The sequence below is a fragment of the Rhodobacter sp. P2_H5 genome (assembly GCF_056403335.1).
In genome coordinates, this window is record NZ_JBFUFS010000005.1 from 238713 (window position 1) to 259018 (window position 20306).

The window sequence follows — 20306 nt, forward strand, 5'->3', positions numbered from 1 at the left end:
TGTTTTCCGCAACAGTAAGCATCCCAGAGGTGAACACTTGGCAAACGACCTTGGAACGGCCGACGCCATCGCCAGCTACCTGAGCAGGCTTGGCAAGCTTTGCGACACCGGGTTCGCCTTGGCCATTCACATTCGTTTGACGGCACCTTCGCTGATGTACCAGACCTATACCTCGGACTGGGCGGAGCATTATTCGACAAATGGTTACATGCTGTCCGACCCGGTGGTGCATTGGGGCCTGACCCATACCGGCCGCGTGAACTGGAGCAGCCTTGTCGACAATGACCCCGAGGGGGTGATCACCTCGGCGGTGTCCTTCGGGCTGACCCACGGCTGGACCTATGCCCTGGGCCCGGCCGGTTCGCGCACGATTGCGGGCCTCACCCGCTCGGCCCGGCCGCACAACGCGGCCGAGATCGCCGAGATCGAGGGCATCGTGAACGGGCTGCATGCGGCGACAGAGGGCTTCGACGATTTCTCTCCCGCGCTGAAAGACAAGCTGCGGCGGCTCTAGGCCTGACCCTGCCCTGCCCCATCGCGGCAGGCCCAGCAGTTTCGCGTGGCAGCCCCGTCGAAATCAAACCCGAAGGTGTCGATGTCGGCGGCATACCAGTCGGCCACGATCTGGATCGTGCGGGGCGTGTAGAAGGACTTCCAGTCGACCTCTTCGCCGCGCCGGGTGACGTTGCGCGGGCGCACCGGCTCTGACAGGCCGAAATAGGCCGAGGTTTCTTCGGCCATATGTTCTTGCCGCAACAGGTCCGCCGCGACCCGGCCTTCGGCATCCACGACATAATCGCGCTGCGGATACCAGCCGCGCACGGCGCGGTGCCAGAAATAGGGGCGGCCGCCGTCTTCGTGGCGCGTCTCGAGAAAAGCCTCGAAACTGGCGGTCGGCACCGAGGCATAGCGCGAGCCCTGCTCTTCGATCAGTTGCGCGAACCGAAAGCGCGAGACGACCCGCGCCCAGGGGTTGCGCAGGATCGCCACCGGCTGCAGGCGGCGCACGATGGCGGGCTTGATGTCGCGCAGGCGGGCATGGGCGATGCCATTGTGCTGGCCCGCCGCCCCCATCGTCAGCAAGAGCGCATCCAGATAGGCGCGGTCCTTCAGGAAGAAGCGGTTGACCCCGACCATCTTCCAGCGCAGTTGCGGTGCCTTGCGCATCGACACCCCGGCATTCTTCGGGATGTGGACGAAAAGATATCGCGCGCTGCCCGAATAGACCGCCGCCAAGGCGCGCAGGTCGTTCAGCGTCAGGAACGAGACCTCGGCGCGCACCGGTTTTGCGTCAGGGTTCAAGCTTTCGCTCATACCACGCGTTCGACCATCATCTTCTTGATCTCGGCAATTGCCTTGGCCGGGTTCAGGCCCTTGGGGCAGGTCTTGGTGCAGTTCATGATCGTGTGGCAGCGGTACAGCTTGAAGGGATCCTCCAGCGCGTCCAGACGCTCGCCGGTCGCCTCGTCGCGGCTGTCGATGATCCAGCGGTAGGCGTGCAGCAGGGCGGCCGGCCCGAGGTACTTGTCGCTGTTCCACCAGTAGGAGGGGCAAGAGGTCGAGCACGAGGCGCACATCACGCATTCATAAAGCCCGTCGAGCTTGGAGCGGTCCTCGATCGACTGGCGCCATTCCTTGGCGGGGCGGTTGGTCTTGGTCTCCAGCCAGGGCATGATCGAGGCGTGCTGGGCGTAGAAATGCGTCAGATCCGGGATCAGGTCTTTCACCACCGGCATATGCGGCAGCGGGTAGATTTTGACATCGCCCTTCACCTCGTCCAGCCCATAGATGCAAGCCAGGGTGTTGATGCCGCCGATGTTCATCGCGCACGACCCGCAAATCCCCTCGCGGCAGGAGCGGCGGAAGGTCAGGGTCGGGTCGACCTCATTCTTGATCTTGATCAGCGCGTCCAGAACCATCGGGCCGCATTTGTCCATGTCGAGGAAGTAGGTGTCCACCCGCGGATTTTCGCCGTCGTCGGGGTTCCAGCGGTAGATCTGGAACTTGCGCACATTCTTCGCCTCCGGACGCGGCCAGGTCTTGCCGGTGCGGACCTTGGAATTCTTGGGCAGGGTGAACTGGACCATGATGTCTCTCTTCCGTTCAGAGCGTTGGTTCTGGGCGTGGTTCTGGTTTCAGCCAGACGTTTTCAGACATGCGGGCAAGGCCGAGGCGGGGGGCGTCAGAGATCGCGGCCCCCCGCATCATCCTCAACCCTTGGGCTTTGCCGGCAAGGCGGCGATACAGGCGGCGGCTTCCGGGCGGGCGGCAAAGGTCGCAACCTTGGCGCGGTTGGCGGGCGAAATGCCCTGCCGGAAATCGGCGCTGCCGAAGGACACCACCTCGCCCAGCTTCATCGCCTTTTGCACGCAGGCGGCGGCGGCCACGCTGTCGACCTTGGGATAATCCTCGGCCATAACCTTGGCCAATTCGTCCTTGGTGACATTTTGCGCGCCATAGACCACCAGCGCGCCGACGCACCCGTTCAGGGGCAACAGCAGAAGCGGCAGGACAAGAAGGGTCAGTTTCATCAGAGGTTCCATTCCTTGGGTGTGGGGCGCTTGATCTCATCTCTGAAACGGCAACCTTTGATCGGGTTCGCGGGGCAGTCCGGCCTTTCGGGCAGGTCGTAAGTCACGGGGTCACGTGCGGGACTCCGGCAGTGAGGTGAAGGGGCGCGAGGGCATCTGCCCCGAACGCTGGTAGACACAGGAGGCGTAGACCTGGTCGGGATCACGCCCCAGAACGTAGTTCGACGACACGCCAAGGTCGAGGTAAGCCCGACCGCGCCCGCCCGAGCCATAGCCGATGCCGACCTCGCCCCGCGGGTGTTGGGCCATCCGGGCGGTGCTGATGCAGTCGCGCTCCGCATCCGCGCGCGGAACCGGGCCGCAGGCGGCCAGAAATCCGGGCAGGCAGAGGGCGGACAAAGCGCGCATCATCACCGGCGTCCCTACAGGCTGGGCGCGGAAAGGCCCGCGCGTTGCAGACAGGCTTGCGTGGCGGGCCGGTTCAGCACACCCTGAATGATCGCGATGGTCCGCGTGCCGGCCGAGACGCCGACATCACGCGCCAGGATCTCCAGTTCGACCGGCTGGGCGTTTTCGACCACGCAGCGCGCGACCCCGTCGCCGGTGACCGGGGCCACCACGGCCTCGGCGGTACGGGCGATGGTCTTGTCGACCACCACCTGCGGATCGCAGGCGGCCAGCGTCAGCCCCGCCACGCCCAGAACCGCCAGAACCGAAAGGATACGCGTCATGCTGCCACTCCTGCATTCACATGGGTCGCCCGGGCCTCGGCCCGTACCACCAGTTTCAGGCCCCACCAGACCGGCCCCACCATCACCCGCTGCACCGCCTCCAGCCCTTGCGCCCCGGCAAGAGCGCGCAGGGCGTCCTCGCTGAGGTCGGTCGGCACCTTGGCGGCCTTTTTCGGCCAGCTGATCCAGATCACACCCTCGGGCGTGATCAGATCCTGCAGGACCGGCAGGGCCTTGGTCAGATCAGCGGCAGAGGTCGTGAAGACATGGATCACATCCCGCGCCCCTTCCGGCAAGGCGCGCCAATCGGGGGCGGTCTCGATGCGGCGGAAGGCAGCCGCATCGGCCAGGACGGACAGAGCCTCGGGCAGCGCCACAAAGGCCGCCGCCTGCCCGGCCTTCAGGCCAAGCTTGCGCGCCAATGCGCTGCCAGAGAAGCCCGCCCCTGCCATCAGAACTTCCGCTCTGCCGGGGCGATCTTCTTCAAGCTGATGCCACCTTCGGCCTCGGTGGTCAGCGGGTCCTTGTGGACGGCCCGGTAATCCAGCGTGACCTTGTTGCCATCGACCCAGGCCAGCGAGTGCTTGCGCCAGTTGATGTCGTCACGGGTCGGGAAGTCCTCATGCGCATGGGCGCCGCGGCTTTCGGTGCGGGCATGGGCGCCATAGATCGTGGCCAGCGCATTGGGCATCAGGTTGGTCAGCTCCAGCGTCTCCATCAGGTCGGAGTTCCAGACCATGCTGCGGTCGGTGACCTTGAGGTCGGCCACCTTGGCGGCGATGGCGGTCATCTTCTTTTCGCCCTCGGCCAGGGTCTTTTCGGTGCGGAAAACGGCGGCATCGGCCTGCATGGTCTTCTGCATCTCCAGCCGCAGCTCGGCGGTCGGTACCGCACCATTCGCATGGCGCAGACCGTCAAAGCGCGACAGGGCCTTGTCGATCTCGGGCTTGTTGACGGCGGGTGCCGCCGATTTCGGATCGACGATCTGCCCGGCGCGGATCGCGGCCGCCCGGCCAAAGACCACGAGGTCGATCAGCGAGTTCGAGCCCAGACGGTTCGCCCCGTGCACAGAAGCGCAGCCCGCCTCGCCCACGGCCATCAGGCCCGGGAAGACGGCATCGGGGTTGTCGTGGGTCGGGTTCAGCACTTCGCCGAAGTAGTTGGTCGGAATGCCGCCCATGTTGTAGTGGACGGTCGGCAGAACCGGGATCGGCTCCTTGGTCAGGTCCACCCCGGCGAAGATGCGGGCGCTTTCGCTGATCCCCGGCAGGCGCAGGTCCAGCGTCGCCTTCGGCAGGTGGTTCAGGTGCAGGTGGATGTGATCCTTGTGCTCGCCCACGCCGCGGCCTTCGCGGATCTCCATCGTCATGCAACGCGAGACATAGTCGCGCGGCGCCAAGTCCTTGTAATGCGGCGCATACCGCTCCATGAAACGCTCGCCGGCGGAGTTGGTCAGATACCCGCCCTCACCCCGCGCGCCTTCGGTGATCAGACAGCCCGAGCCATAGATGCCGGTCGGGTGGAACTGGACGAATTCCATATCCTGCAAGGGCAGACCAGCCCGCGCCACCATGCCGCCACCGTCGCCGGTGCAGGTATGGGCCGAGGTCGCGCTGAAGTAAGCACGGCCATAACCGCCGGTCGCCAGAACCGTCATCTTGGCGTTGAAGACATGGATCGTGCCATCATCCAGCTTCCAGGCGACAACACCGGTGCAGCGCCCGTCAGTCATGATCAGGTCGATGGCGAAATATTCGATGAAGAACTCGGCGTTGTTCTTCAAGGATTGACCGTAAAGCGTGTGCAGGATGGCGTGGCCGGTGCGGTCGGCCGCAGCACAGGTGCGCTGCACCGGCGGGCCTTCGCCATATTCCGTCGTGTGGCCGCCAAAGGGGCGCTGGTAGATCTTGCCCTCTTCGGTGCGGGAGAAGGGGACGCCATAATGTTCCAGCTCGTAAACCGCCTTCGGGGCCTCACGCGCCAGGTATTCCATCGCATCGGTGTCGCCCAGCCAGTCCGAACCCTTCACGGTGTCGTACATGTGCCATTGCCAGCTGTCCGGCCCCATGTTGCCCAAGGAGGCCGCGATGCCGCCCTGTGCGGCGACCGTGTGGGAGCGGGTCGGGAAAACCTTGGTCACGCAAGCGGTGCGCAAGCCCTGTTCGGCCATGCCGAGGGTCGCGCGCAGGCCGGCACCGCCGGCGCCCACGACCACCACGTCATAGTCATGCACTTCATAAGGATAAGCGTTCATTGGAACCTCACAGCGCGATGCGGATCAGGGCGAAAAGCCCGGTGGTCGCGATCACGGCGGACAGCGAATAGACGAAGATGATTGAGGATTTCAGCGCGGTGCCCTTGGCATAGTCCTGCAGCATCATCTCCGCCCCCTTGGCGAAATGCCGCATCGAGACGACCAGGATGATCGCGGTCAGGATCGCGGGGAAGGGCCGGGCGAAAGTTGCCACCACCTCGGCGCGGGTGCCGCCCACGGCATGGCCGAAGACGTAAAGCCAGGTCGGCACCAGAAAGGCCAGCGCCACGGCAGAGACGGTCATCGACCAGTGATGCGCGGTCCCGGTATGCGAGGCCCCTTTGCCCACGGCGCGTTTGCGGTCGGTCAGATAGCGCATGGTATCCCTCACACGATCACGATGGTCAGAAGGGTCAGCACCACCGACCCGATCACGCAAGCCCAGCCGAGACGTTCGGCGGTCTTGATCTCCAGCCCATGGCCGGCGTCATAGTAAAGGTGCCTGAGGCCCGCGAGATAGTGGTACCAGATCGCCCAGAGCGAGCCGAGGAACACCAGCTTGCCGAACCACGAGGTCACCACCGCATTGGCCGTCTCGAAATAGCTGTCCGAGGTGGCGGCGGCCAGAAGCCACCAGGTGGCGAGGATCACGCCGACGATCAGCGCGTTTCCGGTGATCCGCGTCAGGATCGACGACACCGAGGTGATCTGGATGCGGTAGATCTGCAGGTGCGGCGACAAGGGCCGCTCGACCCGCTTGGAAGACCCCGTTACTTCGGCCATTTCGCTGCCCTTTCTGCGTTGTCACGCCCTGCCCCGGCCTGATGCTGCGGCGCAGAGTCTGCTTGATCTTTCAATAGCGCCCAAATTCGCGCTGTCACCTCCCCATGTGGGGAAAATTCGGGCCTGTCAGCGCTCACGGCGCAAGAATTTCCGGTTTGTGATCACAGCAAGAAATTCCGTGATCACACTTTCCCCGCCACACCCCAAGGCACAATCCGCCCCGGTTTTGCAGTCGTGGCCCGTGGAGAGACTCCCCCGGACGCCTGCCGCGCGTGGTGCCGAAAGCCTAGCACCGCGGCGGCAAACTGCAAGCTTGACCGGCAGGGGGCTTTGCACCCGGTTTTGTGATCACAAAGGCGGCACTGCCCTTACAGCGGCACCAGCGCCCAGTAGTCGAGGTCGAGGAGAACCCCGGGAAGATACTTGCCCGACGCATCGCGCAGCTCGAAGGGCGGCGTGCCGTGCCGGGTGGCCACCAGCCGCAGACGCAGGGCGCCGACGCCGGGGGCAGCGGTCTCGGCCTTGTCCAGCACTTCCGACCAGGCGCGGACCGTGTCGCCGGCAAAGCAGGGGTTGGCATGGGCGCCGCCGTTCAGCGCCACGATCATCTGCGCATTGGCCAGCCCGTTGAAGGACAGGGCGCGGGCCAGGCTGATGACATGGCCGCCATAGATCAGCCTTTTGCCGTCGGGGCGCTGGGTCGCGTCGAAATGGACCTTGGCGGTGTTCTGCCACAGCCTTGTGGCCAGCATATGCTCGGCCTCCTCCACGGTCACGCCATCGACATGGTCGACGAACTCCCCCACCGCGTAATCGGCAAAGCGGTGCGGCTCGCCGGCAAGGGTGAAATCATAGCGTGTGAAATCAAGCCCTTTCGGGAGGGCAAGGCGCGATGGATCGACCACCTTGGCCAGATCCGGCACCACAGGCTCCGGCGCAGGCCCCGACCCGCGCTTCTTCACCATCACCCAGCGCACATAATCCAGCACCGTCACCCCATGCTGGTTGATGCCCTGACTGCGGACCCAGACCACGCCCGAGGCGCCGTTGGAGTTCTCCTTCAGCCCGATCACCGTGCTGGTGGCGCGGAGCGTATCGCCCGGCCAGACCGGGGCCAGCCAGCGCCCCTCGGCATAGCCGAGGTTGGCCACCGCGTTCAGGCTGATGTCGGGGACGGTCTTGCCGAACACAGAGTGAAAGGCGATCAGGTCATCCAGCGGGCTTTGCGCCAGACCACAGCCTTGCGCAAAGGCGTCCGAGGAATAGAGCGCGCCCCGGGCCGGATACAGCGCGTGATACAGCGCGCGCTCGCCGCCCGAAAGCGTGCGGGGCACGGCATGGTCGATCACCTGCCCCAGCCTGTAATCCTCGAAAAACCGTCCCGGATTGGTCTTCATCGCAGCCCCTGGGTTGGGGGTGGCAGATCAAGGGAAGAGGGGCAGATCACCCCTCCTACTGCTCACCCAGCTTCAAATCCGGCGAATAGGTCCCCGGCACCTCTTTCACCACGGCCTGACCGCAGCGCATCACGTTATGGCTGGCGTCGAAGCCATAGGTCGGGGGGCCGTAAAGCTCCCACCCCTGCGACAGCGCTTTCGAGACCTTGTGGCAGAAGGCGGAGGTGTCGTCTTCGGACAGAAAACGGTAGAGTTTCATCGCATTACCCCAGTGGCCAATATCCAAGCCGACCATGCACAAAGACGATGGCGGCGAAAAGGGCGGCCGAGGCCAGAACATAGATCACATCATTGACAACCGGGCCCTTGGCGGGGCGGGTCCAGCCGGGCTCCATCTTGTTGATCAGGATCATGTCAAGCACCGCCCAGGCCAGCAGCCCGCCGAACAGGATGATCGAGGCCAGATCGCCATTGACCAGCAAATGCGCCAGGGCCCAGGTCTTGACCGCCGCCAGCATCGGATGCCGCATCAGCGCCCGCAGCCGGCCCCGGTTGAAGTTGAGGTTCAAGAGAAGCACTGCAACAACCATCAGCAAGTTGTTGATATGGCGCATGAATGTCGGCGGATACCAGACCTGGATGATATCGGCCGACCGATAGCCCATCACCATCAGAACGATCGCCACAAAGGCCAGGCCGGCGACCAGCGCCTTGCCCCGGCTGTCGCCCAGACTTGCGCGCAGGTCAGGCGTCACCCGTTTCATCAGATGCGAAAAGGCCCAGATCAGGACCCCGAGTATCAAGATCAGCATGTCTATCCCTGCAGGTTGGCGATGGCGCTTGCCTTGAGGATCAAGGCGCGCGCCGTCACGATATGCAGGTTCTCGACGATCTTGCCATCAAGAACTGCAACGCCCTGCCCCGCGGCCATGGCGGCCTCGAAGGCCGCGATCTGGCGGCGGGCCAGATCCAGCTCGGCGTCGGAGGGGGCGAAGATGCGGTTGGCAATCTCCAACTGGTCGGGGTGGATCAGGGTCTTGCCGTCAAAGCCCATGTCGCGGCCCTGGGTGCATTCGGCCTCCAGCCCCTCGGCATCGCGAAAGGCGTTGAAGACGCCGTCGGCGATCAGCCTTCCATAGGCGCGGGCGGCCAGAAGACACAGACCAAGCCCGGCCGCCAGCGGCAGCCGGTCGGCCCGGAACCGCGCACCGAGGTCCTTGGCCAGATCGTTGGTCCCCATCACCATACCCTGCAAGGCCGGATGTGCCGCAATCGCACCGGCGTTCAGCATGCCAAGCGGGGTCTCCATCATCGCCCAAAGCTTCTTGCCCGGCGCGATCTGCGCCACGGCCTCCAGATCCTGCGGCCCGTTCACCTTGGGCAAAAGGATACCGTCCACGCCGGGATGATCGGCAAAAGCCAAGGCATCCTCGCGGCCCCAGTCCGAATCCAGCCCGTTGATCCGCACCAGCCGCAGCCGCTTGCCGTAATCGGTCGTGCGCAGGCAGGCGTCCAGCGTCGCACGGGCGGCGGCCTTCTCGCCCGGGGCCACCGCATCCTCAAGGTCGAAGATGATCGCATCGGTGGCAAGGCCCGCCGCCTTCTCCAGCGCCCGCGCCTTGGAGGCCGGGATATAGAGCATCGAACGGACGGGTTGAGCGTTTTCCATGATTCCACCAAGCAAGATTGTTGCGCCAAGTGGCACGATATTGTCATTTCACGCAAGAGGGAATTTGCTGCACCGCAGAGAAACCCGCAGTCCTGCCCAATCCTGAACGCAGCGTTAAGGCTTTCTTTGGCCCGACGACGCAGCCTGAGCCCCGACACAACTTGGGCGCAAGGCCCGGAAAGGCTCAGGATGGACCGCCAGCTCTTCACCCTCTCGCTTGGCCTTGCGGGGCTTCTGCTTCTACCGCAGCTTTGCCGCGCGGCAGAGCTGGTCCTGCCGGGTTAACCGGTCACACCCTTCCAGATCAGCTCGGCCCCGATCAGCAGAAGCGACCAGGTGACGATCTGGAAAAACAGCTTTTCGGGCAAGACCTTGACCGCCCAGACCCCGAAGAACACCGAAACCGCCGCCACCGGCATCAGCACGGCGGCGGTTTCCAGACTTTGCAGGTTGATCTGGCCAAGGAAGTAATAGGGGATCAGCTTGATCGCATTGGCATAGGCGAAAGCGATGGTCGAGGTGCCGGCAAAGACCGCCTTTCGCATCCCCAAAGGCAGGGTCCAGACCTGATAGGGCGGCCCGCCGGTATGGCTGACAAAGCTGGTGAAGCCGGCGATCAGGGTCCAGAACAGACCGGAGCCGACCTCGGCCCGGCGCGGGGTCGCCACCGCGGGCCGGCGCAACAGCTGGTTGAGCGAGAAGGCCACCGCGATCACCCCCACCAGCACCGTGACCCAGGATTCCGGGATATAGCTGGCCGTGGCCCAGCCGAAGATCACGCCGAAGGTCAGCCCCACGCAGGCAATCGCCAGCACGCGCTTGTCGAACTCCTTGCGGTAGGCGTAAAGCCCGAACCAGTCCGAGACGACATAGACCGGCAGCATCAGCCCGGCGGCCACCACCGGGTTGATCACCAGGGCCATCACCGGCACCACCAGCGCCCCCACGATCGGCACGCCGCCCTTGCCGACCCCGGTGAGAATCGCTCCGATCACGGCCACGACCCAGAACTCCCAGCCGCTCATCCCGCCCATATCCGCCCTTTTTTCCCTTCGCGCCGCAGGGCTTCGCCCCGGTCAGCGCCATGCGCCAGGCCGCCCCGCGCCCCCGGCCTTCTGCCGTTTTTTCATTTGCTAGCGCAATCATGGCCGCTGCACCATCCCGCACCGCTTTGCCGCAGCGCGGCGCTCTTGCGCGGCTGGCGGTTTTGGGCTTAGGACACGGCATCCTTTTCCGTTTGCAATCCACAAGGGGGATTCCCACATGGCCAGACCGAAGATCGCGCTGATCGGCGCCGGGCAGATCGGGGGCACGCTTGCCCACCTCGCCGTTCTGAAAGAACTGGGCGACGTCATCCTGTTCGACATCGCCGAAGGCACCCCCCAGGGCAAGGCGCTGGACATCGCGCAATCCGGCCCGATCGAGGGTTTTGACGCCACGCTGAAGGGCGCCAACTCCTACGCCGATATCGCGGGCGCCGATGTCTGCATCGTCACCGCCGGCGTGCCGCGCAAGCCCGGGATGAGCCGCGACGACCTTCTGGGCATCAACCTCAAGGTCATGAAGGCCGTGGGCGAGGGTCTGAAGGCCCATGCCCCGAACGCTTTCGTGATCTGCATCACCAACCCGCTCGACGCGATGGTCTGGGCGCTGCGCGAATTCTCCGGCCTGCCGCACAACAAGGTTGTCGGCATGGCGGGCGTGCTCGACGCCGGCCGCTTCCGCCACTTCCTTGCCACCGAGTTCAACGTCTCGATGAAGGACGTCACCGCCTTCGTGCTCGGCGGCCATGGCGACACGATGGTGCCGCTGGCCCGCTATTCCACCGTGGCCGGCATCCCGCTGCCCGATCTGGTCAAGATGGGCTGGACCACGCAGGAAAAGCTCGACAGCATCATCCAGCGCACCCGTGACGGCGGCGCCGAGATCGTGGGCCTCCTGAAGACCGGTTCGGCCTTCTACGCCCCTGCCGCCTCGGCGATCGAGATGGCGGAAGCCTACCTCAAGGACCAGAAGCGCCTCCTGCCGGTGGCCGCCTATGTCGACGGGGCCTTCGGCCTTGATGGCATGTATGTCGGCGTCCCGGTCATCCTCGGTGCCGGCGGCGTCGAGCGTCTGGTCGAGATCCAGATGACCGAAGCCGAAAACGCGATGTTCCAGAAATCGGTCGAGGCCGTGAAGGGCCTGGTCGCCGCCTGCAAGGGCATCGACCCCTCGCTGGCCTGATCATCTGCCCATCCTGCCTTAGAATGCGCGTCCGCAAGGGCGCGCATTTTCCTTTGGCGGGTCAGACAGGCTTGCGCACCACGACCGCAACCCAAGGCCCCTGCGTGCCCTGATAGCCGCCGCCGATGAACTCCTCGACCGACAGGATCTCCCAGGGCGCAGTCGCCGCGTAAAACGCTCTCAACTGATCGGCGGAGAGATAGTTGAAATAGCGCCCGAAAGCATCGCGCCCCTCGGTTCCACCGGCCTTGTAGCTGGCAAAATGCACCCCACCCGGCCGCAAGGCGCGAAACACCCGCGCCAGCACCCCGGGCAGCGCCAAGCGCGGCACATGCAGCAGGCTGGCCGAGGCCCAGATGGCATCATAGGCCTCCACCTCCTCCAGCGCGTCAAAAGCCAAGACCCGCACCGGGTGCCCCAGAACCTGCGCCGCCCGCGCCGCCATCTCGGGAGACCCGTCACAGGCCGCGACGTCAAAACCCGCCGCCAGCATCGCCGCCGCATCGCGCCCGCCGCCACAGCCAAGGTCCAGGATCCGCGCCCCGGGCGCCAGCCGCGCCAGAAACCCTGCGAGCCTGCGGTTCACATGCTCCGCGCCGCTCGCGGTGTAACCCTCTGCCCGTTCAGCATAAAACCGCAGGGTCTGGGCATCGTCGGCAGGCGGCTCGGGCTCGGCCATCACAGCACCCTGACCGCCAGCCGCTCCGCCCGGTTTCCGGGCTGCCAGACCTTCGCCACAAGCCAGGCCGCCAGCGCGCCGGTCACGGCCCCGCCCAGAATATCCCCGACATAATGGATCCCGAGGTAGACCCGTGCGAAGCAGATCAGCGCCGCAAGGGCGGAAAACAGCACCTTCCGCAGCCGCAGCCGCTTGATCCAGAACACCGAGGCCACCGCGACCGCGCCCGTCGCATGGTCTGAAGGGAAGGACCAATCCGGGCTCCGCCCCAGCAGAAGCCGCGTCACCCCGAGGTCATAGGGCCGCACCCGGTGGATCGCCAGAAGCACCCCCTGGTTCAGCGCCAGCCCCAGAAGAAAGGCCAGCCCCGCCACCAGCACCACATGGCGGCTGCGTGTCCGGCCTTGCGGGCTCCACCACTGCAGGGCCACCAGCACCACCATCAGGGGCAGACCCCACTCGGCCGCCGCCCGCATCACCGCATCAAGGAATGGCGGACCGGAAAGCCCGTTGATCCAGGCCGTGATTTGGGCGTCCATCTGCGCTCTCCCGCTGTTTGCCCCCTGATACGCCGGCCCGCGGCGCCCGACCAGAGCCGCTCCACCACGGCCCCCCCTATCCGCCGCGTTGACTTCCGCGCCCCGGCCACCCAAATTCGCGCCATTCCCCCGCATAACGCCAGAGGCCGCATGACCCCGTTTGACGCCGAGCTTGAACAGCGCCTGATGCGCTACACCGCCATCGACAGCCAAAGCGACGAGGACAGCCCCGGCGCCCCCTCGACCGCGGTGCAGTTCGGCATGCTGAACCTTCTGCGGGACGAGCTGACCGCGATCGGCGCCGAGGATGTCACCCTCACCGATTACGGCGTGGTGCTGGCCACCATCCCCGCCACGGCGCCCGGGCCGACCCTGGCCTTTCTCGCCCATGTCGACACCGCGCCCGCCTACAACGCCACCGGGGTCAAACCCCGGGCGCATCGCGGCTACAACGGCGGCTCGATCAGCTTTCCCGACAATCCCGATCTCGTGCTCTCGCCCGAAACCTCGCCCGAGCTTGGCCGCAAGCAGGGCCACACGATCATCACCGCCTCGGGTGACACGCTTCTGGGCGCCGATGACAAGGCCGGCGTGGCGATCCTGATGACCGTTGCCCGCCACCTTCTGGCCACGCCCGACCTCGCCCACGGCAAGATCCGCCTCGCCTTCACCCCGGACGAGGAAATCGGCCGCGGTGTCGATCCCCGCCTGCCCACCGACATCGGCGCCGATTTCGGCTATACCTTCGACGGCTCGACCGTGGGCGAGATCGAATATGAAAGCTTCTCCGCCGATGGCGCCCAGGTGAAGATCACCGGCGTCTCGGCGCATCCCGGCTGGGCCAAGGGCAAACTGGTCAACGCGCTCTACCTCGCCGCGCGCCTGATTGCCTCCCTCCCCCTCGCCACCATGACCCCCGAAGTGACCGAGGGCCGCGACGGCTTCCTCCACCTCGCCGACATGTCGGGCAATGCCGCCGAAGTCACCCTGCGCTTCATCCTGCGCGACTTTGAACGCGACGGCCTCGCCGCCAAGGGCGAGATCCTGCGCGCCGCCTGCGCCGCCCTTCAGACCACAGAGCCCCGCGCCAAGGTCGAGGTCATGATCCGCCCGCAATACCGCAACATGCGCTACTGGCTGGAAACCGACATGCGCCCGGTCCACCTCGCCCTCGACGCCTGCCGCGCCATCGGGATCGAACCCGTCTCCAAACCGATCCGCGGCGGCACCGACGGCTCGCGCCTGACCGAGATGGGCCTGCCCACCCCCAACCTCTTCACCGGGATGCAGGAAATCCACGGGCCGCTCGAATGGATCTCGGTGCAGGACATGGCCGTCTCGACCCGGCTCATGCTGAAAATCATCGAAACCTCCGCCGCCTGAGCCCCGCAGCAGAAACAGCCCCCCCCGGCCCCCCCTTCATTGGTCCATAAATATCCCACGGGGGCCCGGGGGTGTGAAACCCCCGGCCGCCAGCCCCGATCGCATCGAAAGCCGCCCATGTCCCGCCCCGTCTCCCCCTATCACAAGCCCGGTTTCTACGCCGAGGCGCTGGCCAAAGGCCGCCACCGCGACATCGTCGGCGGCCGGTGGGAGGAGACCGGCCTCGTCCAGATGCAGCTTCTGCTCGCCGCCGGGCTCGACCGCCACCACACCCTGCTCGACATCGGCGCAGGGTCCCTCCGGCTCGGCTGCCGGGTGGTGCCCTATCTCGACCCCGGCAACTACTGGGCCACCGACCTGTCTGGCGCCCTGATGCAGCGCGGCTACGAGCTTGAGATCGCTGACAAATCCCGCCTCACCCCCGATCACCTGATCGAGGATGCGCAGTTCGCCTTCCCCGGCGTGCCCGAGACGATCGACATGGCCATCGCCTTTGCCGTCTTCACCCACCTGCCGCTTTCGCATCTGCAAGCCGCGCTGCCGACGATCCGCGCCCGCTTTCCCCGCCTGCAAAAGCTGCTCTTCACCGTCTTTCTCGCCCCCGATGCCCAAGCGGCCCGCGCACCGGTCCGCCAGCCCGACGGCGTCGTCACCCACCCCGACCGCACGCCCTATCACCACCTCGGCGCCGATGTCCTGGAGGCCTGCAATGCTGCGGGCTTCAGCGCCAGCCTCTCGGACCCCTACCTGCCGCGCGGTCAGCGTCTTTGCGCTGCCATCCCCGGTTAGGCTTGCTTTTCAATTCCGCCGGGCGGATCATGTCCTGATTTTATGGAGGCCAAAATGCGCCGTATTCACGCCGCCCTGCCCGCCCTTTTCCTCCTTTTCACCGTGCCCGCCGCCCTCACCCCGGCCCAAGCCGAAACCGAACCCCAGACCCTCTCGGCCGAGATCGCAAGCCAGGGCCTCGCCAAGACCGAGGCCCGCCTCAAGGCCCTGCCCACCCGGACCGATGCCGAGACCTTCGCCCTTGGCGGCGTCCAGTTCCTCCGCGCGATCGAGATCAGCTTTCAGGACCGCTGGGCCGCTGGCCTGACCGACCGCTCCACCATGCTGCCGCTTCTGCGGATGCCGATCCCGCCCAACCCGACGCCCAGCCCCTTCGATCCCGCCTCGGTGGCGGGCATCTTCATCCATGCTGGCGACAAGCTGGCCGAGGCCAAGGCGACCCTGATCACCCTGCCGGATACAGCCGATTTCGGGGTCGAGATCGCGCTGGCCGACCTGTGGTTCGACGTGAACGCCAATGCGATCCGCGACCCCGGCGAGGGTCTGGGCGAGATCATCGGCACCACGGCCCTCGGGGGCGTGGCCGAACCTTCCACCGATGGGACGATCCCGCCCCCGACCCTGCCCACCGTGCGCTTCGATGTGGCCGATGCCGCCTGGCTCGCCGCCTATTCCGATCTTCTGTCCGCCTTCTGCGACATGGTGCGTGCCTATGACCCGACCGCGCCGCTGACACGTGTCATCGACGCCCGCGACAAGATGAAGGCGATGGGCCCCCCGCTGCAGGACTTCATCCTCGGCGATCTCAGCGACGATCCCCGCGCGCTGGAAGGCTTCGATCTGATCGCCGTGGTCCTTGCCACGCTGGACCAGCAGCCCGACAAGGCGCGCATGGCCAGCGCCCGTGACCATATCCTGTCGATGGTGGCCCTGAACCGCCTGTTCTGGACCCGCGTCGGGCAAGAGACCGACGACACGCAGGAGTGGCTGCCCAACGACCACCAGCGCGCCGCGATCGGCCTTGACCTGCCGCCCGGCACCCGCGACGCCTGGCTCGCCGTCCTCGCCGATGTCGAGGCCGTCTTCACCGGAAGCAAACTCCTGCCCTTCTGGCGCACCGGCGCTCCGGCCGGCATCAACCTCGGCAAGGTCTTCACCGACCCGGCGCCGATCGACATCGCCGGCTGGGCGCAGGGCTGGGCCGCCCTGCCCTATCTGGAAACCGGAACCCTGATCGACGGCACCAGCCTTTTCGCCTTTGATGATCTGATGCGCGGCCAGTCCATGCTGTTCTCGCTTTACCTGAACTGAAGCCGTCCCGCCGGACATGACAAAGGCCGCCGGTCTCCCGGCGGCCTTCGCAATGTGGCGGCAGATCAGAGACCCAGAGCCGCGCGCAGCTCGGTCTTGGCCTCGGCATATTCGGCCTTGAAGTCGTCATGGCCCATGATCTCGGCGGCAATCACGCTGCCCGAGATCCGGCCCGCTTCGATGTCCGAGGGCACATGCATCCCCGCCACGACGCGGTTGTTGGCGAAATCCTGCGCCCGCGCCATGATCTCGGCGCGCTTTTCCGGCACCATGTCCGACAGGATGATCCCCATCAGCGTGGCGACGGTGGAATGGCCCGAGGGATAGGCGCCGGATTTCTTCGGCTCCAGCAAGGGCTTGACCAGATCGCTCATCATATAGGGGCGCGGACGGGCCCAGGTCTTCTTGGCCGGGTCAACCACGGCGCCTTCGGTCTCGGTCACGCGATCGAAGAAGGCGGCGAACTTCGGCAGGTCTTCCGCCTTGAACTTCGGGTTGCCGATCACATTGGCAAAGGCCCAGACATTCTCTTCATTGTCGGCGATGGCGCGGGCCTCCATCTCGGGGGTGCGGGTGACCTGGACCATCAGGACCTGGCCCAGTTCGGCCTTGATCGCGGGCGAATCCGGCGCCGCCGGCGGGGCGAGGATCGCGGTCAGGTCGATGGTCGTGGCATCGGCGAAGGGTTTGACATCGGCGGCAAAGACCGGACCGACAAGGCCGAGGGCCAGGGCGAAAAAGACAGAGGACGCGGTGTGACGCATGGCAGGCTCCTGTTGACAGTTGCCGCCTGCTAGCACCCGATTGCTGCCGCTGGATGACAGCCCGGTGACGCTGGCATGACAGGCAAACCATCGGGACTGACCTGCCGCGAAGGCTGAAATCCGCCGGGCTTCGGCACAAGTCCCCCGTTCCGGGGCCGGAAATCCTGCCCCTGCCCGGCGGTGAAAACCGCGACTCGCCGTTTATTCCTTGCCTATTCCTTGCGCGTGATCACAAAATTTTTTGCTGTGATCACAAATGTCGCTTTTCTGCCCCCTGCGACCTTTTCCCGTTTTGCCCGCATCGCAATATGTGCCAGAAGGCCTGCAAATCCACCTAACGGGGCGCAAGATGAACATCCACGAATACCAGGCCAAGGCCCTGCTGCGCAGCTACGGCATTCCTGTTTCCGATGGCCGCGCGGTCACGCGCGCCGAAGAGGCGAAGTCGGCTGCCGGCGAACTTGACGGTCCGCTCTGGGTCGTCAAGGCCCAGATCCACGCCGGCGGTCGCGGCAAGGGCCATTTCGTCGAGCCTGAGGCCGGCGAAAAAGGCGGTGTCCGCCTCGCCCGCTCGGTCGAAGAGGCCGCCGAATTCACCCGCCAGATGCTCGGCCGCACCCTCGTGACCGTGCAGACCGGCCCCGCCGGCAAGCAGGTCAACCGCATCTACATCGAAGACGGTTCAGACATCGCCAAGGAATTCTACCTCGCCCTGCTGATCGACCGTCAGACCTCGCGCGTCTCGATCGTCTGCTCGACCGAAGGCGGGATGAGCATCGAAGACGTGGCCCACGACACGCCGGAAAAGATCCTGTCCTTCTCGATCGACCCGGCAGCGGGCTTCTCCGAATACCACGGCCGCCGCGTCGCCTTCGCGCTGGGTCTGACCGGCAACCAGGTCAAATCCTGCGTCGGCATCGTGAAGAACCTTTACAAGCTCTTCACCGAAAAAGACATGGACATGCTGGAAATCAACCCCTTCTGCGTCCTGAAGGACGGCTCGCTGAAGCTTCTGGATGCCAAGATGAGCTTCGATGGCAACGCGATGTTCCGCCACCCCGAAATCGCCGCCCTGCGCGACGAGACCGAGGAAGACCCGAAGGAACTCGCCGCCTCCAAGTTCGACCTGAACTATATCGCCCTTGATGGCGAAATCGGCTGCATGGTCAACGGCGCGGGTCTGGCGATGGCCACCATGGACATCATCAAGCTTTACGGCGCCGAGCCCGCCAACTTCCTCGACGTCGGCGGCGGTGCCACCAAGGAGAAGGTCACCGAGGCCTTCAAGATCATCACCTCCGACCCCAACGTCAAAGGCATCCTGGTCAACATCTTCGGCGGCATCATGCGCTGCGACATCATCGCCGAGGGCGTGCTGGCCGCGGTCAAGGAAGTCGGCCTGAAGGTCCCGCTGGTGGTCCGCCTTGAAGGCACCAACGTCGAGCTCGGCAAGGACATCATCCGCAACTCCGGCCTCAACGTCATCGCCGCCGACAACCTGTCGGATGCAGCCCAGAAGATTGTCAAAGCGGTCAAGGGATGAAAATCTTCGTCTTACTTGCAGTTGCGGCAGTGGCATTGGCGGGATGTGAAACGCCCGGTGCCACCGTGACCGCAAGTGCCGCAGCGAACAAGCCCGCAGGCCCGAGCCATCCGGTCACCACGACCCGTGCCGTACAGCTGTTCGACGCGGTTTGTGGTGCTTCTCTGGCGAGTGATTTTTCAGCGGCGAAGTCGAAGATGGCTGCGAATGGCATCACGATCCCGTCACCGATGGGAACAGCAACCGTCTACAGCGCGACCGAGGACGTCTCTTTCCAGATCTCGAAAGGGCCAGGCTACGGCAATACTTGCTCGTTGGTCTGGGGCACAACCGAAACCAAGACCAACGTTCTGAAAAGCGTGAGCACCATCAATGCTTTCAGGAACTCGGAAATTGGATTGATGACCCTCTACCGCAATCAAAGGCGACTTGTGCTTTTTTCCGGGGGCACCGGCCACATCGGGGGCACCGCCTACTACAATCTCAAGCTTCTGTCAGATCACTGAGGGAAATCAGAAAATGTCCGTACTCGTCAATTCCAACACCCGCGTCATCTGCCAGGGCTTCACCGGCAGCCAAGGCACCTTCCACTCCGAACAGGCCATCGCTTACGGCACCAAGATGGTCGGCGGCGTCACCCCCGGCAAAGGCGGCACGCTGCACCTGAACCTGCCGGTCTTCGACTCGGTCCATGACGCGAAGAAGGCGACCGAGGCCAATGCTTCGGTGATCTATGTCCCGCCGCCCTTCGCCGCCGACTCGATCCTCGAGGCGATTGACGCCGAGATGGAGCTGATCGTCTGCATCACCGAAGGCATCCCGGTTCTCGACATGATGAAGGTCAAGCGCGCCCTTCTGAACTCCAAATCCCGGCTGATCGGGCCGAACTGCCCCGGTGTGATGACCCCCGGCGAATGCAAGATCGGCATCATGCCGGGCAGCATTTTCTCCAAGGGTTCGGTCGGCGTCGTCTCGCGTTCGGGCACCCTGACCTATGAGGCCGTCAAGCAGACGACCGATGTCGGCCTTGGCCAATCCTCCGCCGTGGGCATCGGCGGCGACCCGATCAAAGGGTCGGAGCATATCGACATCCTCGAGATGTTCCTCGCCGATCCGGAGACCCATTCGATCATCATGATCGGTGAAATCGGCGGCTCCGCCGAGGAAGAGGGCGCGCAGTTCCTGGCCGACGAGAAGAAGCGCGGCCGCTGGAAGCCCACCGCCGGCTTCATCGCAGGACGCACCGCCCCCGCCGGCCGCCGCATGGGCCACGCCGGCGCCATCGTCGCCGGTGGCAAGGGTGACGCGGAATCGAAGATCGAGGCGATGAAGTCCGCCGGCATCATCGTCGCCGACAGCCCCGCGACGCTGGGTGAGGCCGTGATGAAGGCTTTGGGCAAGTAGAGCGGGGGTTACCCCGCCTTGTGAAGCAAGGGCGGAAAAGAATGGCTTCGGTTCAGTGGCGTAACATCTTCAGGACTTCCCCGGCGATCTTCGCCGGGTTCCTTGTGTTGTCCGCCTGTGAAGAAGCGCCTTCTCCGCCCGTATCAGCCGGCCCGCCCGCCGCGCCTCAAGGGATCGAGCCGGTCACAGGCCTCCCTAAGTCGGCGCTTGTCATAGTAGAGGGAATACCTGACCCGACAGAATATGGGCGCATGGCCTACTACATTGTCTATTACGCCGGCAAACTGTCGCTCGATCAACTGA

The 20306-nt window shown here is 65.1% G+C and carries 25 protein-coding genes; 8 read left to right on the forward strand and 17 right to left on the reverse strand.

Annotation, left to right across the window (positions count from 1 at the left end):
* Positions 1-37: 37 nt before the first annotated feature.
* Positions 38-514: an autoinducer binding domain-containing protein gene (locus AC1DVR_RS09060; RefSeq protein WP_478000226.1), complete on the forward strand. Its 477-nt coding sequence runs from the start codon at positions 38-40 to the stop codon at positions 512-514.
* Here AC1DVR_RS09060 and AC1DVR_RS09065 read toward each other — a convergent pair.
* The 14 genes from AC1DVR_RS09065 to AC1DVR_RS09130 form a co-directional block, all read right to left on the reverse strand.
* Complete coding sequence (locus AC1DVR_RS09065) at positions 511-1302, reverse strand: hypothetical protein (protein ID WP_478000227.1); 792 nt, start codon at positions 1300-1302, stop codon at positions 511-513. The genes AC1DVR_RS09060 and AC1DVR_RS09065 overlap by 4 nt on opposite strands.
* A gap of 8 nt (positions 1303-1310) precedes the next feature.
* Positions 1311-2087 (reverse strand): succinate dehydrogenase iron-sulfur subunit, encoded by a 777-nt coding sequence (locus AC1DVR_RS09070; RefSeq protein WP_478000228.1) that lies wholly within the window; start codon positions 2085-2087, stop codon positions 1311-1313.
* A gap of 123 nt (positions 2088-2210) precedes the next feature.
* Positions 2211-2531 (reverse strand): hypothetical protein, encoded by a 321-nt coding sequence (locus AC1DVR_RS09075; RefSeq protein ID WP_478000229.1) that lies wholly within the window; start codon positions 2529-2531, stop codon positions 2211-2213.
* Positions 2532-2642: 111 nt separating this feature from the next.
* A complete protein-coding gene (locus AC1DVR_RS09080) occupies positions 2643-2942 on the reverse strand; it encodes a hypothetical protein (RefSeq protein ID WP_478000230.1) in 300 nt (99 codons plus the stop codon).
* An 11-nt stretch (positions 2943-2953) separates the two neighbouring features.
* Positions 2954-3262, reverse strand: coding sequence for a hypothetical protein (locus tag AC1DVR_RS09085; protein ID WP_478000231.1), 309 nt, complete (start codon positions 3260-3262; stop codon positions 2954-2956).
* On the reverse strand, positions 3259-3714 hold the full coding sequence (locus AC1DVR_RS09090) for a hypothetical protein (RefSeq protein ID WP_478000232.1): 456 nt from the start codon (positions 3712-3714) through the stop codon (positions 3259-3261). The genes AC1DVR_RS09085 and AC1DVR_RS09090 overlap by 4 nt, the downstream gene beginning before the upstream one ends.
* Positions 3714-5516 (reverse strand): succinate dehydrogenase flavoprotein subunit, encoded by a 1803-nt coding sequence (gene sdhA / locus AC1DVR_RS09095; RefSeq protein WP_478000233.1) that lies wholly within the window; start codon positions 5514-5516, stop codon positions 3714-3716. The genes AC1DVR_RS09090 and sdhA overlap by 1 nt, the downstream gene beginning before the upstream one ends.
* A 7-nt stretch (positions 5517-5523) precedes the next feature.
* Positions 5524-5895, reverse strand: coding sequence for a succinate dehydrogenase, hydrophobic membrane anchor protein (locus tag AC1DVR_RS09100; protein ID WP_478000234.1), 372 nt, complete (start codon positions 5893-5895; stop codon positions 5524-5526).
* A gap of 8 nt (positions 5896-5903) precedes the next feature.
* A complete protein-coding gene (sdhC, locus tag AC1DVR_RS09105; RefSeq protein ID WP_478000235.1) occupies positions 5904-6299 on the reverse strand; it encodes a succinate dehydrogenase, cytochrome b556 subunit in 396 nt (131 codons plus the stop codon).
* Between the two features lie 368 nt (positions 6300-6667).
* Positions 6668-7696 (reverse strand): MaoC family dehydratase, encoded by a 1029-nt coding sequence (locus tag AC1DVR_RS09110; protein ID WP_478000236.1) that lies wholly within the window; start codon positions 7694-7696, stop codon positions 6668-6670.
* Between the two features lie 55 nt (positions 7697-7751).
* Positions 7752-7955 carry a DUF1737 domain-containing protein gene (locus AC1DVR_RS09115; protein ID WP_478000237.1) on the reverse strand — a complete coding sequence of 68 codons (204 nt, stop codon included), beginning with the start codon at positions 7953-7955 and terminating at the stop codon, positions 7752-7754.
* A 4-nt stretch (positions 7956-7959) separates the two neighbouring features.
* Positions 7960-8508 carry an NnrU family protein gene (locus AC1DVR_RS09120; protein WP_478000238.1) on the reverse strand — a complete coding sequence of 183 codons (549 nt, stop codon included), beginning with the start codon at positions 8506-8508 and terminating at the stop codon, positions 7960-7962.
* Positions 8509-8510: 2 nt separating this feature from the next.
* A complete protein-coding gene (locus AC1DVR_RS09125; RefSeq protein ID WP_478000349.1) occupies positions 8511-9368 on the reverse strand; it encodes an HpcH/HpaI aldolase/citrate lyase family protein in 858 nt (285 codons plus the stop codon).
* 278 nt (positions 9369-9646) lie between these two features.
* A complete protein-coding gene (locus AC1DVR_RS09130) occupies positions 9647-10390 on the reverse strand; it encodes a sulfite exporter TauE/SafE family protein (RefSeq protein ID WP_478000239.1) in 744 nt (247 codons plus the stop codon).
* Positions 10391-10628: 238 nt separating this feature from the next.
* Here AC1DVR_RS09130 and mdh point away from each other — a divergent pair, with 238 nt between their 5' ends.
* Complete coding sequence (gene mdh / locus AC1DVR_RS09135) at positions 10629-11591, forward strand: malate dehydrogenase (protein ID WP_478000240.1); 963 nt, start codon at positions 10629-10631, stop codon at positions 11589-11591.
* A gap of 61 nt (positions 11592-11652) precedes the next feature.
* On the opposite strand, the gene AC1DVR_RS09140 is transcribed toward mdh, so the two are convergent.
* Complete coding sequence (locus AC1DVR_RS09140) at positions 11653-12270, reverse strand: class I SAM-dependent methyltransferase (RefSeq protein ID WP_478000241.1); 618 nt, start codon at positions 12268-12270, stop codon at positions 11653-11655.
* Positions 12270-12809, reverse strand: a complete 540-nt coding sequence (locus AC1DVR_RS09145) for a phosphatase PAP2 family protein (RefSeq protein WP_478000242.1) — start codon at positions 12807-12809, stop codon at positions 12270-12272. Before AC1DVR_RS09145 ends, AC1DVR_RS09140 begins: the two co-directional genes overlap by 1 nt.
* Before the next feature lie 150 nt (positions 12810-12959).
* Here AC1DVR_RS09145 and pepT point away from each other — a divergent pair, with 150 nt between their 5' ends.
* The 3 genes from pepT (at position 12960) to AC1DVR_RS09160 (ending at position 16292) form a co-directional block, all read left to right on the forward strand.
* Positions 12960-14192: a peptidase T gene (gene pepT / locus AC1DVR_RS09150; protein ID WP_478000243.1), complete on the forward strand. Its 1233-nt coding sequence runs from the start codon at positions 12960-12962 to the stop codon at positions 14190-14192.
* 117 nt (positions 14193-14309) lie between these two features.
* Complete coding sequence (locus AC1DVR_RS09155) at positions 14310-14981, forward strand: class I SAM-dependent methyltransferase (protein WP_478000244.1); 672 nt, start codon at positions 14310-14312, stop codon at positions 14979-14981.
* Between the two features lie 54 nt (positions 14982-15035).
* Positions 15036-16292, forward strand: a complete 1257-nt coding sequence (locus tag AC1DVR_RS09160; RefSeq protein ID WP_478000245.1) for a hypothetical protein — start codon at positions 15036-15038, stop codon at positions 16290-16292.
* Positions 16293-16357: 65 nt separating this feature from the next.
* On the opposite strand, the gene AC1DVR_RS09165 is transcribed toward AC1DVR_RS09160, so the two are convergent.
* Positions 16358-17056, reverse strand: a complete 699-nt coding sequence (locus AC1DVR_RS09165; RefSeq protein ID WP_478000246.1) for an acid phosphatase — start codon at positions 17054-17056, stop codon at positions 16358-16360.
* Positions 17057-17405: 349 nt separating this feature from the next.
* Here AC1DVR_RS09165 and sucC point away from each other — a divergent pair, with 349 nt between their 5' ends.
* The 3 genes from sucC to sucD are packed head-to-tail and all read left to right on the forward strand — an operon-like array spanning position 17406 to position 20003.
* Entirely contained in the window at positions 17406-18599 is a 1194-nt protein-coding gene (sucC, locus tag AC1DVR_RS09170) for an ADP-forming succinate--CoA ligase subunit beta (protein WP_478000247.1), read from the forward strand.
* Entirely contained in the window at positions 18596-19105 is a 510-nt protein-coding gene (locus AC1DVR_RS09175; protein WP_478000248.1) for a hypothetical protein, read from the forward strand. Before sucC ends, AC1DVR_RS09175 begins: the two co-directional genes overlap by 4 nt.
* Positions 19106-19118: 13 nt before the next feature.
* The gene (sucD, locus tag AC1DVR_RS09180; RefSeq protein ID WP_478000249.1) at positions 19119-20003 is read left to right on the forward strand and encodes a succinate--CoA ligase subunit alpha; all 885 of its coding nucleotides are present in this window, start codon (positions 19119-19121) and stop codon (positions 20001-20003) included.
* Positions 20004-20306 lie beyond the last annotated feature (303 nt).